This window comes from Micromonospora sp. NPDC049523, assembly GCF_040676775.1.
Classification (GTDB): domain Bacteria; phylum Actinomycetota; class Actinomycetes; order Mycobacteriales; family Micromonosporaceae; genus Micromonospora_G.
The window spans coordinates 36,557-50,260 of sequence record NZ_JBFAPP010000035.1; the positions used below are offsets into that span (position 1 = coordinate 36,557).

Below are 13,704 nucleotides of genomic sequence, written 5' to 3' on the forward strand. Positions count from 1 at the left end.
AGGACGGCTCGGGCGGGTCTCCCCATCGGTCCCGGTAGCGATCCGTCATGATCCGACCCCGTTCCGGCGGGGCGCGCGGCGCGGCCGGTGGAACGGCTCGCGGCGCTCAATCACGGCGGTGTCACCTCGTCGGAAATTCTCACTGGGCAGCCGGGGGCGCCGGGTAAAGTCGCCCGGCTCGCTGCAGCGTGGTCGCGGAAGGAGGGTAACGGCGTGGGCTCGGTCACCGCCACTGCGGCACCGCCGATCAGTAGAAACATCATGTCCTTGTTCCGGACATTTACTGCGATAACAGGATCAGGGTACCGTCGCTATTCGACGTACCGACAGGCGACGTTCGCCGGAGCCTTCACCAACACCGTCTTCGGCTTCCTCCGCTGTTACGTACTGCTCGCCGTGGCGACCGGAGCGGGCGGCCAGGCGGCCGGCTACGACCCCGCGCAACTGGCCACCTTCGTCTGGGTCGGGCAGGGACTGCTCGCGGTGGTGGGGCTCTGGGGCTGGACCGAACTGGCTGATCGGATCCGGACCGGGGACATCGCCACCGACCTGCTCCGACCGGTGCACCCGGTGGTCAGCTACCTCGCCACCGACCTCGGACGGGCGGCGTACGCGATGCTGACTCGGTTCGTCCCGCCGGTGCTCACCGGCCCGATCTTCTTCGACGTCTACCTGCCGACCCGCTGGTACACCACCCCGCTCTTCCTGGTCTCGATGTCCGTCGCCGTGATCCTCTCGTTCTGCTGCCGCTACCTGGTCAACGCGACCGTCTACTGGCTGGAGGACGTACGCGGGCCGATGGTGCTCTGGACCCTCTCCTCCGGCATCCTCGCCGGTCTCTACTTCCCGCTGCGCTTCCTGCCGGAGTGGATCAGCGTGCCGCTCTGGCTGGCCACCCCGTTCCCGAGTCTGATGCAGACCCCGCTCGACGTGGTGATCGAACGCGACCGGCCGGCGGTGCAGGTCGGCCTGGTCGGCGTACAGGTGGTCTGGGTCGGGGTGCTGCTGTTCGCCTGCCACGTCGTGCAGCGGCGGGCCGAGCGGCGACTGGTGGTGCAGGGTGGCTGAACGGGAGCAGCCGGTCGGGCCGGGCGCGGGTTACCTGGCCCTGCTGCGCGGGCAGGCGCGGTCGCAGGCGTCGTACCGCGCATCGTTCGCCGTCGACCTGGTCAGCAACGTCGGTGCCACCGTCTTCGACGTGGTCACGGTGCTGGTGCTGTTCCAGGTGACCCGGATCCTCGGCGGTTTCGACGTACGCGAGGCGATGGTGATGGTGGGGCTGTCCGCCTGCTCGTTCGCCACCGCCGACCTGGCCGTGGGCAACATCGAACGGGTCCGGCACTACGTCCGGACCGGGCTGATGGACGCGGTGCTCGTACGCCCGCTCCGCCCGCTGCCGCAACTGCTGCTGATGGACCTGCCGCTGCGCAAGCTCTCCCGGGCGGCGTTCGGGCTCGCCGTGCTGGTCGTGGCGCTGGCCGCGGCCGACATCGACTGGACTCCGGGGCGGGTCGTGCTGGTGCTGGTCGCCCCGCTGGCCGGGACGGTCTTCTTCGGCTCGATCTTCGTCGCCTCGGCCACGCTGGCGTTCTGGTGGATCGACTCCGGCGAGGTCGGCAACGCGTTCACCTACGGTGGTCGGGACTTCACCTCGTACCCGGTGACCGTCTACGGTGGATGGTTTCGCGCGATTTTCGCGTACGGCCTGGGCTTTGCCTTCGTGGCTTATCACCCGGCGCTGGCGCTGCTCGGCCGGGCCGACCCGCTGGGCCTGCCGGGCTGGGTCGGTTGGGCCGCGCCGGGCGTCGCGGGGCTGGCCGCCGTCGGCGCCGCCGCCGCGTGGCGCAGCGGCATCAGACACTACCGGAGTACGGGGTCATGATGAGCGACGTCATCGAAGCGCGCGGACTGCGCAAGGATTTCACGGTACGGGTGAAGGCCGGCCGGTTGCGCAGGACGAGGAAGGTCGTCGCCGCGGTCGACGGGGTGGACCTGGTGGTGGCCCGCGGCGAGATGGTCGGCTACATCGGGCCGAACGGCGCCGGCAAGTCGACCACCCTGAAGATGCTCACCGGTGTGCTGATGCCCTCCGGTGGCGACGTACGCGTCTGCGGGCTGACCCCGGTGGCGCAGCGGACCCGACTGGCGCTGCGCATCGGCGTGGTGTTCGGCCAGCGTTCCCAGCTCTGGTGGGATCTGCCGCTGCGGGACTCGTTCGACCTGCTGCGGCACATCTACCGGGTGCCACCCGTCGAGCACGCCGCCCGGCTGCGCCGCTGCCGGTCCCTGCTCGACCTGGACGAGTTCCTCGACACCCCGGTCCGCCAGCTTTCCCTGGGCCAGCGGATGCGCGGTGAGCTGACCGCCGCGCTGCTGCACGGGCCGGAGGTGCTGTTCCTGGACGAGCCGACGATCGGCCTGGACCTGGTGAGCAAGCAGGCGGTCCGGGAGTTCCTGGGCGAGCTGGGCCGGGCCGGTGACACCACCCTGGTGCTCACCACCCACGATTTGGCCGACATCGAACGGCTATGCCGCCGGCTGGTGGTGATCGATCACGGTCAGGTAGTGCACGACGGCGACATCGAGGCGCTGCACGCCCGGTACGGTTCCCGGCGGCTGGTCGTGGTCGACCTGGACGAGCCGCTGGCCGATCCGCCAGCCCTGCCCGGTGCGCCAATGCGGCGGATCGAGGCGGACGGTCGGCGGCTGGTCTTCGAACTGGAGTCGGCGACCGCGGGGGAGGTGGTGGCCCGGCTGGCGGGGCTCACCACCCTGCGCGACATCGCCATCGTCGAGCCGGACATCGAGGACGTGGTCCGCCGCCTCTACCAGACCCCCGCCCCGCCCGGCGCCATCCCGTCGCAGGCGCCGGTCACCCGCGCCGATCTCACGGGTGCTCCCTGAGCCCGCTCACGGGTGCTCCATGACGAGTACGGCGAAGGTGCCGGGGGCGAGCGCCTCGTAGTGGTGCGGTACGTCGCCGGGGAAGGCGGCGTAGTCGCCGGGTTCGAGTTCCACCGGCGCCGAGGCGGGTCCGGTACGCAGCCGCCCGGCGCCGACCACCAGGTGTTCCATGCTGCCGGGGATGTGCGCGGTGGCCTCGCGTACGGCACCGGGTTCGAGGGTGAGCAGGTAGATGTCGCGCCGGGTGTGGGTCGAGCCGGCGGCGAGCAGGGTGCCGGTGAAGTCGGCCTGGTCGGAGCGGATGCCGCTGCCGTAACCGGCCCGGACCACCCGTACCGCCGGGGCGGGTTCCTCGACCAGTCGGCTGAACGGCACCTCCAACGCGACGCCGAGCGCCCAGACCGTTTCCACGCTGGGGTTGCCGGTGCCGGCTTCGAGTTGGGAGAGCGTCGACTTGGCGATGCCGGCCCGGCGGGCCAGTTCGGTGAGCGAGATGCCGGCGCGTTCCCGTTCCCGGCGCAGGGCGGCGGCGATGGTGGCCACGGGCGAGCTGGGCGGGGACGGCGGCATGTTCGCTCCATCGGTCTCGATGTTCGGTTTGACGAACGCTGGCACGGCGTTCATTATTCTGAACCATGCGTACGGTAGACCGAACAACCGACCGCGCCCTGCTGCGCGACATCGGTGCGCTCAGTGTGGCGATCATCGCGGTCGGCGCCTCCTTCGGCGCGATCGCACTCGCCGCCGGGCTGCCGGTCTGGGCCGTCCTCGCCATGTCCACGGTGCTCTACGCCGGTGGAGCGCAGTTCATGGCCGTCGGGCTGGTCGCCGCCGGCAACCCGCTCGCCGCCGTACTTGCCGGACTCCTGCTCAACGCCCGACACCTACCGTTCGGGCTCACCCTCGGCGACACCCTCGGCAGCGGCTGGCGGTCCCGGATCCTCGGCGCCCACCTGATGACCGACGAGACCACCGCCTTCGCCCTCGCCCAGCCCGAGGGTGCCGCCCGGCGGCGCGCGTACTGGCTGGCCGGGGTGCTGCTCTTCCTCGCCTGGAACGCCGGCACCGTGCTCGGTGTGCTGCTCGGCGGGTTCGCCGGTGACCCGAACCGGCTCGGCCTGGACGCCGCCTTCCCGGCCGGTCTGCTCGCCCTGCTGCTGCCCGTCCTGCGGGACCCGGACACCCGACGGGTCGCGGTGGTCGGGGCGCTGGCCGCCGTACTGCTCACCCCGGTCCTGCCGGCCGGGCTGCCGGTGCTGGTGGCGCTCGGCGGGCTCGGCGTACTCGCCCTGCCCCGACGCAAGCCGGTACGGCCATGCTGATCGCGGTGATCCTGGCCCTGGCCGTCGGCACGTACGCGTTCCGGCTCGCCGGTGTGGTGCTGCGGGAACGCGCCGACCTGCCGGACTGGTTGGCCCGGCTGCTGCCGATCGCCGCCGCCACCATGCTCGCCGCGCTGGCCGCCACGGCGGCGCTCACCGAGGGCGGTGCCTTCGCCGGCATCGCCCGCCCGGCCGGCGTGCTGGTCGGGCTGGCACTCGCCGTGCGCAGGGCACCGTTCGTGCTGGTGGTGATCGCCGCGGCCGGCACCACCGCCGTACTGCGCCTGTTCGGCGTCGCCTGAGGCGTGCCCGGCGTCGTCCGAGGCGTGCCCGGCGTCGTCCGAGGCGGGAAGCGGGCTTAGATCTTGTCGCCGATCTTGACCCGCGGGGTCGGCGCGCGCATCCGGCGGAACGTGATCGAACGCATGATCGCGTAGAGGTAGAGCGAGCCCATCCGCAGCTCGGTCTTGGGGAACCGCTCGGTGACCAGCTTCTTGATCTTCCGTGAGATCAGGATCGAGTCGATCACCACGCCGATGGCGAGCGCACCCCAGAGCAGGTTCGAAACCAGGCGTACGGCCGGCGGCATCGCGGCCGACGAACCGATCAGCACGATCAGGGCACCACCGAAGAACCAGGTGCCGATCGTACGGCGGGAGTCGACCACGTCACGGGCCAGCACCCGCTCCGGTCCCCGGTCACGGGGTCCACCCTCGCGACGGAACTCGGCCGCCGCCTCGGCCCGTGCGGCCCGACGGCGCTCGCGTGCCTCCTGCTTGTTCGCCGGGGGGCGGGTCTCCACCGCGCCCGCTCGACGCCCCACGGTCGGGCGCTTCGGCGTCTCCTTGCCGAGCTCCTTCTTGCTGGGCGTGTAGCCCCGGGGGCGGGCGGCATCGGTCGCCTCGTCGGGCGTCACCGCGGTGACGTTCTCCTCGACGAGGTCGGTGGGCTTACGGCGAAACAACGACGGCACGGATGAAGGGTAGCGGGCGGCTGACACCTCCCACACATCACGGTGCGGGAGGTGTCAGCGGCTACGCCGTATGTGCTGCTACGGGCGTTCTACGTGGGCGCCGAGGGCGGAGAGCTTCGCCTCGAAGTCCTCGTACCCGCGGTTGATCAGGTCGACGCCGTACACCCGGGAGGTGCCCTCGGCGGCCAGCGCGGCGATCAGGTGGCTGAACCCGGCCCGCAGGTCCGGGATGACCAGGTCGGCCGCGTGCAGTTTGCTCGGGCCGGCGATCACCGCGGAGTGCTTGAAGTTGCGCCGGCCGAACCGGCACGGGGTGCCGCCCAGGCAGTCGCGGTAGACCTGGATGGTGGCGCCCATCTTGTTCAACGCCTCGGTGTAGCCCAGGCGCTGCTCGTACACGGTCTCGTGCACGATCGACAGGCCCCGGGCCTGGGTCAGCGCGACCACCAGGGGCTGCTGCCAGTCGGTCATGAAGCCGGGGTGCACGTCGGTCTCCAGCGCCACCGCCTGCAACTCACCGCCCGGGTGCCAGAACCGGATGCCGCCCTCCTGGCCCGGCGAGTCCAGCTTGGGCGCGCGGGCGTCGGTGACCTCGTACGCGCCGCCGACCGAGCGGAACACGTTCAGGAACGTCATCATGTCGACCTGCTCGGCACCGAGCACCTCGACGTCGCCGCCGGTGGCCAGTGCCGCCGCCGCCCAGCTCGCCGCCTCGATCCGGTCCGGGATCGGCCGGTGGGTGTAACCCTGCAGCCGCGGTACGCCCTGGATCTCGATCACCCGGTCGGTGTGCACCTTGATGATCGCGCCCATTTTCTGCAGGATCGCGATCAGGTCGACGATCTCCGGCTCCACCGCCGCGTTGCGCAGCTCGGTGACGCCCTCGGCCATCACGGCGGTCAGCAGCACCTGCTCGGTCGCACCCACGCTCGGGTACGGCAGCTCGAACTTGGTGCCGTGCAGGCCGCTCGGCGCGGTGAGGTGCATGCCCTCCGGCGCCTTGTCGACGATCGCGCCGAACTGCCGCAGCGCCTGGATGTGGAAGTCGATCGGCCGGGGGCCGATGTGGCAGCCACCGAGGTCGGGGATGAACGCGTGCCCGAGCCGGTGCAGCAGCGGACCGCAGAACAGGATCGGGATCCGGCTCGACCCGGCGTGCACGTTGATCTCGTCGGTGGTGGCGCTCTCCACGTTCGCCGGGTCGAAGATCAGCTCGCCGTCCTCGGCGCCGTCGCTGACCCGGACTCCGTGCAGTTCGAGCAGACCTTTGACGATCTCGACGTCGCGGATGCGCGGGACGTCGAACAGGCGGCTCGGGGTGTCGCCGAGCAGGGCGGCGACCATCGCCTTCGAAACAAGATTCTTGGCGCCGCGGACCCGGATCTTCCCCGACAACGGGGTACCTCCGTGCACGACCAGTACGTCGTCGGTCAACGCAACCTCCAGCGGAATAGATGCTGCCGGGTAAGGGGTGCGGGGCGGCTGAGCGTCACTCACGGCCGTAGCCCGTAGGGCGCAGCCGCGGGGATACGGCTGGCTCTGTGTCGCCTGGGCAGCATAGCGCTCCGTGACCGAAATGGCGTTGGTCACCCCGACCTAGATGGCACGAAATCGGGACGTCACTGCCTATCGGTACGGCGGCCACTACTGCAAGTAATCGGTTCTGCTCACGGAAGTGCGAGCATCTGGTCCAGTGCCACCTTGGCGTGGTGCGCGGTGTCCGGATCCACCGTGATCTGGTTGACAACCCGGCCGGCGACCAGCTCCTCCAGCGCCCACACCAGGTGCGGCAGGTCGATCCGGTTCATCGTCGAGCAGTAGCAGACAGCTCGGTCGAGGAACATGATCTCCTTGTCCGGGTGGGCGTTGGCGAGCCGGCGTACCAGGTTCAGTTCGGTGCCGACCGCCCAGGCCGAGCCGGCCGGCGCGGCCTCGATGGTCTTGATGATGTATTCGGTGGAACCGACGTAGTCGGCGGCCGTCACCACGTCGTAACGGCATTCCGGGTGCACCAGCACGTTTACCCCGGGCACCCGGGTCCGAACCTCGTTCACACTCTCCAGGGTGAACCGGCCGTGCACCGAGCAGTGCCCGCGCCAGAGGATCATCTTCGCGTCGCGCAACTGCTCCGGGGTGAGCCCACCGCCCGGCTTGTGCGGGTCGTACAGCACGCAGTCGGCCGGGTCCAGCCCCATCTCCAGCACCGCGGTGTTGCGTCCCAGGTGCTGGTCGGGCAGGAACAGCACCCGCTCACCGCGCTCGAACGCCCAGCGCAGCGCCCGTTCGGCGTTGGACGAGGTGCAGACCACACCGCCGTTGCGGCCGACGAAGCCCTTGATGTCCGCGGACGAGTTCATGTACGTCACCGGCACGGTCGAACCGGCGACGCCCAGCTCCTCCAGCACCTCCCAGGCCGTCTCGACCTGCGGCAGCGCGGCCATGTCCGCCATCGAACAGCCGGCGGCCAGGTCGGGCAGGATCACCTGCTGCTTGTCGGTGGTGAGGATGTCGGCGCTCTCGGCCATGAAGTGCACGCCGCAGAAGACGATGTACTCCGCGTCCGGCCGGGCGGCGGCCTCGCGGGCGAGCTTGAACGAGTCGCCGGTCACATCGGCGAACTGGATCACCTCGTCGCGCTGGTAGTGGTGGCCGAGCACGAACACCCGCTGGCCGAGTTTGGCCTTCGCCGCGGTCGCGCGGGCGACCAGGTTCGGGTCACTTGGCGGGGGAAGTTCCCCCGGACAGTCCACGCCACGCTCGCTGTCCGGGTCGGTCCCGCGACCCAGCAGGAGCAGGGCGGTAGCGGTGTTTGACGGCTCTACCCAGGTCGAAGTCACGCCCTCCATGCTCCCACAGCGCGGGCCGCCCGCAGCGCCTGCCGATGTGGGCTGCCACACTGCCGTGATGCGGGTTCTGATCTGTCCAGACAAATTCGCCGGTACCCTCTCCGCCCCCGAGGTGGCCGCCGCGGTGATCGCGGGCTGGCACGACACCGCCCCCGGGGACCAGGCCATCGCCCGACCGCTGGCCGACGGCGGTCCGGGCTTCGTCGAGGTGCTCGCCGGCGCGGTCGCCGGGCGCCGGCTGGCGGTGCCGACCGTCGATCCGCTCGGCCGCCCGGCGCAGGGCGAGATCCTCGTCACCGACCCGGACGACGGTGGCGTACCCACCGCGTACGTCGAGAGCGCGCAGGCCTGCGGCCTGCACCTGCTCAGCGAGGACGAACGCGACCCGAAGATCACCACCTCGTACGGGCTGGGTCTGCTGATCGCCGCCGCGGTCGAGTCGGGAGCCCGTCGGGTGGTGATCGGGCTCGGTGGCTCGGCCACCAACGACGCCGGTGCGGGCCTGCTCGCCGCCCTCGGTGCCGCCCCGATCGACGAGATCGGCCACGCCCTGCCGTACGGGGGTGCCGTACTGGGCTCCGCCTCGGCGCTGGCCGGCGCACCCCGGCTGCGGGAGGTGGAACTGGTCGCGGCCACCGACGTGGACAACCCGCTGACCGGCCTGCACGGCGCCTCGAACGTGTACGGACCGCAGAAGGGCGCCTCCCGCGAGGACGTGTTCCTGCTCGACTCCGCCCTGGAGGTGTTCGCGGGCGTGCTGGAGCGGGAATTGCCGACCTGCCCGCCGGACCTGGCCACCCTGCCCGGTGCCGGCGCGGCCGGTGGCCTCGGTGCGGCGATCCTCGCCCTCGGTGGTCGCTGCGAGTCGGGCATCGCCCTGGTCACCGACATGATCGGCTTGGCCGCCGCGCTGGACGAGGCGGACCTGGTGATCACCGGCGAGGGCTCGTTCGACCACCAGTCGCTGCGCGGCAAGGTGGTCGCCGGCATCGCCGGAGCGGCCCGCGACCGGGGGCTGCCCTGCGTGGTGCTGGCCGGCCGGGTCAGCACCGGGCGCCGGGAGGCGGCCGCGGCGGGGGTGACCGAGGCGTACAGCCTGGTGGACCACTTCGGTGGTGAGGAACACGGCGGGGTCGAACAGGCGATGACCCGCCCGGCCGAGGGGCTGCGCGCGGTCAGCGCCCGCCTCGCCGGCCAGTGGAGCCGCTGACCGCACCAAGTAGTAAGGAAGGGCCCCTCGTTGTCGAGGGGCCCTTCCGCACGACTCAGCCGGCGCGGCCGATGCGTTCGAGTTCCGTACGGCTGTAGTCGGCCGGCACGTGGTCCATCCCACTGCGGTCGACCGGTGCGCCCCGGTGCCGACCCCGCCGGTCGAGTACGCCGATCGCGGCGATCAGCAGCCCGAACACGGCGATCCCGCTGACCAGCCCGATCGCCGGGTAGAACGAGTCCGGTACGTGCCCCGGAGCCGGCGCGTCACTGGCCAGGATCGCGGTGACCCCGGCCAGGGCGATCGCCCCGCCGATCTGGAACGAGGTCTGCACCAGCCCGGAGGCGAGACCCTGTTCCTCGTCGGCCACCCCGGAGGTGCCCTGGATGTTCAGCGTCGGGAAGGCCAGCGCGAACCCGGCACCGAGCAGCAGCATCGTGGGCAGGATCACGCCGACGTAGTCGGCCTGACCGTCGATCCGCAGGAACAGCAGATAGGCGGCCAGGAAGGCGACAAAACCGCCGGCCACCACCGGGGCGGTGCCGTACCGGTTGACCAGTCCACCGACCCGGGGACCGCCGAAGGCGACGATCAGCCCGGCCGGCAGGAACGCCAGCGCCATCGACAGCGGCGACCAGCCGAGCACCACCTGCACGTAGAGCGTGCCGATGAACTGGAACCCGATGTAGGAACCGGTCACCGCGAGCGCGCCCAGGTTGGCCCGGACCAGGGTCCGGTTGCGCAGGATGCCCAGGCGTACCAGCGGGTGGGCGACCCGGCGTTCGATCGCCACGAACGCCACGACCAGCGCCGCCACCAGGGCGAAGGACCCGAGCGTACGGGCCGACAGCCAGCCGGCGTTCGGCGCCTCGACCACGGCGTACACCAGGAGCAGTAGCGCCGCGGTGGAGGTGGCCGCGCCGCCGAGGTCGTAGCCGGCACCGGCCGGACGCTCGGTGCGGTGACGCGGGATGAGCTTGATGCCGGCGATCAGGATGACCAGCGCGATCGGTGCCGGCAGCAGGAAGGTCATCCGCCAGCCGGCCTCGGTGAGCAGCCCGCCGAGGATGAGACCCATGGAGAAGCCGCTGGCCCCGCAGGCGGTGTAGAAGCTCAGCGCCCGGTTGCGGGCCGGGCCCTCGTGGAACGTGGTGGTGATGATCGACAGGCCGGCCGGCGCGGTGAAGGCGGCGGCGACGCCCTTGACGAAGCGGGTGCCGATCAGCAGGTTCGGGTCGTCGACCAGGCCGCCGAGCAGGGACGCGAGGGCGAAGACGCCGATCGCCCAGAGGAAGACCCGGCGCCGGCCGAGCAGGTCCGCGGCCCGCCCGCCGAGCAGCAGCAGGCCACCGTAGCCGAGCACGTAGCCGCTGACGATCCACTGGAGGGCCGAGTTGGACAGCCCGAGGTCGGCCTGGATCGAGGGCAGTGCCACGCCGACCATCGAGACGTCGAGTCCGTCGAGGAAGAGCGCGCCACAGAGTACGAGCAGGGTGCCGTACAGGCGGGCGGTCATGTGCGGCCCGCCGGTGGTGGTTTCCGGGGCAGATGACCGGGATGGTGGCTCGCTGTCGGATTTGGTCGGAGTTGTGGGAAGTGCCATGAGCAGCAACTTACTTGCGTCTGCATCTAATGCACAAGCAATAAGTGTATGAACACATTTTGCTTGAGCATCTGGTAGGATCGCGGACGTGTCCGAAGACGACCGGCTAGTAACCGAATGGCGCCAGCTCGCCAGCAGGTACGCGGCGGCTTCGTGCGCGCTCGAACGCGAGCTGCACGATCGGCACGGCCTCGGCATGAGCGAGTTCGAGGTGATCGACCGGCTCGCCACCGCCGAGGCGGCCAAACTGCGCATGCAGGAGCTGGCCGAACTGGTACACCTGAGTCAGAGCGCGTTGAGTCGGGCGGTGGCCCGGCTGGAGCGCGACGGGCTGGTCTGCCGGGCGCTCTGCGAGCAGGACCGGCGCGGAGTCTTCGTCACGCTCACCGACAGCGGTCGGCAGCGTCAGGAAGAGGCCCGGCCCACGCAGCGGGCGGTGCTGGAAGCGAGCCTCGGCGTGGCGGCAGTGCCGTCAGCCGGGTGACCCGCACCTCATCGACCTACAATTAGATCTGAACCACATTGGGAATGGCCGGTCAGAGGGCTAGCGTTGGCCAGTACGGACCCAAGACACCGTCGCAGGGGAGACTTTCACGTGACCACGCCAGTGCAGACCGAGTCGACTGAGTCGACCGAGGCAAAGGCCCCAAGCAGCATCGTCCTCACCGACATCGCGGCGCAGAAGGTCAAGGCCCTGATCGAGCAGGAAGGCCGCGACGACCTGCGGCTGCGGGTCGCCGTCCAGCCGGGTGGCTGCTCCGGCCTGCGCTACCAGCTCTTCTTCGACGAGCGTTCGCTCGACGGCGACGTCGTCAACGACTTCGGCGGCGTCGAGGTGGTTGTCGACCGGATGAGCGTTCCCTACCTCACCGGCGCGACGATCGACTTCGCCGACCGGATCGACGCCCAGGGCTTCACCATCGACAACCCGAACGCGCAGAACTCCTGCGCCTGCGGCGACTCGTTCCACTAGAGCCCGACCGCTCGGCGGCGCGCCCCACCCGGCGCGTCCCACGAACCACCAGCGGGGCCTCCTGTGTCGCCTGCGCTGTCCAGCTCGACGTGCACCACACGCCGGGGCGGACAGCGGAGGTGGCGGGAGGCCCTGCTTTTGGTGTACCCGGAGGATTTTTCTCCTCCCGTGCCCTCTCGTGACCTGGCGGTGGCCGCTAACCGACGGACCGGCGACGATCCGGTGGCCGGGCCGGTAGGCTGACTCGGCTGTACAACCGACACCGACCCGAGGGCCGACATGAAGATCGCCGTTACTGGCTCGATCGCCACCGATCACCTGATGCATTTCCCGGGCAGGTTCGCCGACCAGCTCCTCGCCGACCAGCTCGACAAGGTGTCACTCTCCTTCCTCGTCGACGACCTCGTGCTGCGCAGGGGTGGGGTGGCGGCCAACATCGCCTTCGGCATGGCCCAGCTCGGACTGCGGCCGATCCTGCTCGGCGCGGTCGGTGCCGACTTCGCCGACTACCGGTCCTGGTTGGAGCGGCACGGCGTCGACTGCGACTCGGTGCACGTCAGCGAGGTCGCGCACACCGCACGCTTCGTCTGCACCACCGACCTCGACATGTGCCAGATCGCCTCCTTCTACGCCGGTGCGATGAGCGAGGCACGCAACATCGAGCTGGCCCCGGTCGCCGACCGGGTCGGCGGCCTCGACCTCGTCCTGGTCAGCGCGAACGACCCGGCCGCGATGCTGCGTCACTCCGCCGAGTGCCGGGAGCGCGGCTACGCCTTCGCCGCCGACCCGTCCCAGCAACTCGCCCGGATGGACGGCAGTGACGTGGTCGGCCTGATCGACGGCGCCGAATACCTGATGACCAACGAGTACGAGAAGTCCCTGCTGCAGAGCAAGGCCGGCCTGACCGACGCCCAGCTCCTGGAGCGGGTCAAGGTCCGGGTCACCACGCTGGGCAAGGACGGGGTCGAGATCGCCGGCCGCGACTTCGCGCCGTTCCGGGTCCCGATCGCCCGCGAGATCGAGGCGACCGACCCGACCGGCGTCGGCGACGGCTTCCGGGCCGGCTTCCTGGCCGCCATCTCCTGGGGACTGGGCCTGGAACGGGCCGCCCAGGTCGGCTCGCTGATCGCCACACACGTGCTGGAAACCGTCGGCCCGCAGGAGTACGAGGTCCGCAGCGACCTGTTCATCAAGCGGATGGCCGAGTCGTACGGGGGCGAGGCGGCCGAGGACATCCGGCCGTACCTGAACGCCTGAGCGGATGCCCGTACCCGTGAACGGCCACCTGGTCGCGTTCGCCGGGCTGCCCGGGGTGGGCAAGAGCACCCTGGCGGCCCGGCTCGGGGCGGCGCTGAACGCCCCGGTCCTGCCGGTCGACCCGATCGAACGGGTGCTCGCCGAGCACGGCATCCCCGCCGGCAACCTCTCCTACCTCAGCGTCGCCGCCCTGGCCGAGGTGCAGCTCGGCCTCGGGCTGCCGGTGATCGTCGACGCGGTGAACCCGGTGGCCTCGGCCCGCGGCCTCTGGCACGACCTGGCCGAGCGGGCCGGGGTGCCGCTGCGCGTGATCGAGGTGTGGTGCGCCGACGAGGCCGAACACCGCCGCCGGGTGGAAGAGCGCCCCGCCGCCCCCCTGGTCCCCACCTGGGAACAAACCCTGCTCCGCCGCGCCGAGTACGAGCCCTACATCGGCCCCCGCCTCATCGTCGACACCTCCACCCCCGGCGACCCCCTCCCCGCCATCCTCACCTACCTCCAATAACCCCCCCCCGCCCCCCTCGACGATCGCCGACGCCGGGAACGTCGACGTGCCGATGTAGCGGATCTTGCCCTGGTGGACCAGGTCGCTGAGCGCGACGAGACCCTCGGCGCG

The 13,704-nt window shown here is 70.8% G+C and carries 15 protein-coding genes; 10 read left to right on the top strand and 5 right to left on the bottom strand.

The genetic code is table 11. From position 1 onward, the window contains the following. The first annotated feature begins 261 nt into the window (after window positions 1-261). From AB0J90_RS33420 to AB0J90_RS33430, 3 genes are read left to right on the top strand one after another with little or no spacing between them, the layout of a single operon-like run. Window positions 262-1,068 (top strand): ABC-2 family transporter protein, encoded by an 807-nt coding sequence (locus AB0J90_RS33420; protein ID WP_363602910.1) that lies wholly within the window; start codon window positions 262-264, stop codon window positions 1,066-1,068. Next, a complete protein-coding gene (locus AB0J90_RS33425; protein WP_363602912.1) occupies window positions 1,061-1,882 on the top strand; it encodes an ABC-2 family transporter protein in 822 nt (273 codons plus the stop codon). Before AB0J90_RS33420 ends, AB0J90_RS33425 begins: the two co-directional genes overlap by 8 nt. Then, on the top strand, window positions 1,882-2,904 hold the full coding sequence (locus AB0J90_RS33430; protein ID WP_363602914.1) for an ATP-binding cassette domain-containing protein: 1,023 nt from the start codon (window positions 1,882-1,884) through the stop codon (window positions 2,902-2,904). The genes AB0J90_RS33425 and AB0J90_RS33430 overlap by 1 nt, the downstream gene beginning before the upstream one ends. Before the next feature lie 6 nt (window positions 2,905-2,910). Here the strand turns inward: AB0J90_RS33430 and AB0J90_RS33435 are convergent, their stop codons facing one another. Then, window positions 2,911-3,474 carry an XRE family transcriptional regulator gene (locus AB0J90_RS33435; protein ID WP_363602942.1) on the bottom strand — a complete coding sequence of 188 codons (564 nt, stop codon included), beginning with the start codon at window positions 3,472-3,474 and terminating at the stop codon, window positions 2,911-2,913. Window positions 3,475-3,539: 65 nt separating this feature from the next. On the opposite strand from AB0J90_RS33435, the gene AB0J90_RS33440 reads away from it, so the two are divergent. Together AB0J90_RS33440 and AB0J90_RS33445 are read left to right on the top strand one after the other, a co-directional pair. After that, the gene (locus tag AB0J90_RS33440; protein ID WP_363602916.1) at window positions 3,540-4,226 is read left to right on the top strand and encodes an AzlC family ABC transporter permease; all 687 of its coding nucleotides are present in this window, start codon (window positions 3,540-3,542) and stop codon (window positions 4,224-4,226) included. Further along, window positions 4,220-4,528, top strand: coding sequence for an AzlD domain-containing protein (locus tag AB0J90_RS33445; protein ID WP_363602918.1), 309 nt, complete (start codon window positions 4,220-4,222; stop codon window positions 4,526-4,528). The genes AB0J90_RS33440 and AB0J90_RS33445 overlap by 7 nt, the downstream gene beginning before the upstream one ends. A 56-nt stretch (window positions 4,529-4,584) precedes the next feature. On the opposite strand, the gene AB0J90_RS33450 is transcribed toward AB0J90_RS33445, so the two are convergent. The 3 genes from AB0J90_RS33450 to nadA all read right to left on the bottom strand — a co-directional run bounded on the left by AB0J90_RS33450 (window position 4,585) and on the right by nadA (window position 8,036). Beyond that, entirely contained in the window at window positions 4,585-5,199 is a 615-nt protein-coding gene (locus AB0J90_RS33450) for a DUF3043 domain-containing protein (protein WP_363602920.1), read from the bottom strand. 78 nt (window positions 5,200-5,277) lie between these two features. Continuing rightward, entirely contained in the window at window positions 5,278-6,633 is a 1,356-nt protein-coding gene (gene murA / locus AB0J90_RS33455; protein WP_363602923.1) for a UDP-N-acetylglucosamine 1-carboxyvinyltransferase, read from the bottom strand. A gap of 233 nt (window positions 6,634-6,866) precedes the next feature. Next, window positions 6,867-8,036, bottom strand: coding sequence for a quinolinate synthase NadA (gene nadA, locus AB0J90_RS33460; protein ID WP_363602925.1), 1,170 nt, complete (start codon window positions 8,034-8,036; stop codon window positions 6,867-6,869). Between the two features lie 67 nt (window positions 8,037-8,103). Here nadA and AB0J90_RS33465 point away from each other — a divergent pair, with 67 nt between their 5' ends. Beyond that, entirely contained in the window at window positions 8,104-9,255 is a 1,152-nt protein-coding gene (locus tag AB0J90_RS33465; protein ID WP_363602927.1) for a glycerate kinase, read from the top strand. Window positions 9,256-9,310: 55 nt separating this feature from the next. Here the strand turns inward: AB0J90_RS33465 and AB0J90_RS33470 are convergent, their stop codons facing one another. Continuing rightward, window positions 9,311-10,771 carry an MFS transporter gene (locus AB0J90_RS33470; RefSeq protein ID WP_363602929.1) on the bottom strand — a complete coding sequence of 487 codons (1,461 nt, stop codon included), beginning with the start codon at window positions 10,769-10,771 and terminating at the stop codon, window positions 9,311-9,313. A 175-nt stretch (window positions 10,772-10,946) separates the two neighbouring features. Between AB0J90_RS33470 and AB0J90_RS33475 the strand changes: the two genes are divergently transcribed. The 4 genes from AB0J90_RS33475 to AB0J90_RS33490 all read left to right on the top strand — a co-directional run bounded on the left by AB0J90_RS33475 (window position 10,947) and on the right by AB0J90_RS33490 (window position 13,593). Continuing rightward, window positions 10,947-11,342 carry a MarR family transcriptional regulator gene (locus tag AB0J90_RS33475; RefSeq protein WP_363602931.1) on the top strand — a complete coding sequence of 132 codons (396 nt, stop codon included), beginning with the start codon at window positions 10,947-10,949 and terminating at the stop codon, window positions 11,340-11,342. A gap of 111 nt (window positions 11,343-11,453) precedes the next feature. Further along, window positions 11,454-11,831: an iron-sulfur cluster insertion protein ErpA gene (erpA, locus tag AB0J90_RS33480; RefSeq protein WP_363602933.1), complete on the top strand. Its 378-nt coding sequence runs from the start codon at window positions 11,454-11,456 to the stop codon at window positions 11,829-11,831. 279 nt (window positions 11,832-12,110) lie between these two features. Continuing rightward, a complete protein-coding gene (locus tag AB0J90_RS33485) occupies window positions 12,111-13,088 on the top strand; it encodes a carbohydrate kinase family protein (protein WP_363602935.1) in 978 nt (325 codons plus the stop codon). Between the two features lie 4 nt (window positions 13,089-13,092). Further along, window positions 13,093-13,593: an ATP-binding protein gene (locus tag AB0J90_RS33490; protein ID WP_363602937.1), complete on the top strand. Its 501-nt coding sequence runs from the start codon at window positions 13,093-13,095 to the stop codon at window positions 13,591-13,593. Window positions 13,594-13,704: the final 111 nt, after the last annotated feature.

Coding starts and splice junctions, on each gene's coding strand:
- AB0J90_RS33465 (WP_363602927.1), top strand. CDS start 8,104: ATGCGGGTTCTGATCTGTCCAGACAAATTCGCCGGTACCCTCTCCGCC.
- AB0J90_RS33430 (WP_363602914.1), top strand. CDS start 1,882: ATGAGCGACGTCATCGAAGCGCGCGGACTGCGCAAGGATTTCACGGTA.
- AB0J90_RS33490 (WP_363602937.1), top strand. CDS start 13,093: ATGCCCGTACCCGTGAACGGCCACCTGGTCGCGTTCGCCGGGCTGCCC.
- AB0J90_RS33435 (WP_363602942.1), bottom strand. CDS start 3,474: ATGCCGCCGTCCCCGCCCAGCTCGCCCGTGGCCACCATCGCCGCCGCC.
- AB0J90_RS33445 (WP_363602918.1), top strand. CDS start 4,220: ATGCTGATCGCGGTGATCCTGGCCCTGGCCGTCGGCACGTACGCGTTC.
- AB0J90_RS33485 (WP_363602935.1), top strand. CDS start 12,111: ATGAAGATCGCCGTTACTGGCTCGATCGCCACCGATCACCTGATGCAT.
- AB0J90_RS33440 (WP_363602916.1), top strand. CDS start 3,540: ATGCGTACGGTAGACCGAACAACCGACCGCGCCCTGCTGCGCGACATC.
- AB0J90_RS33470 (WP_363602929.1), bottom strand. CDS start 10,771: ATGACCGCCCGCCTGTACGGCACCCTGCTCGTACTCTGTGGCGCGCTC.
- AB0J90_RS33420 (WP_363602910.1), top strand. CDS start 262: ATGTCCTTGTTCCGGACATTTACTGCGATAACAGGATCAGGGTACCGT.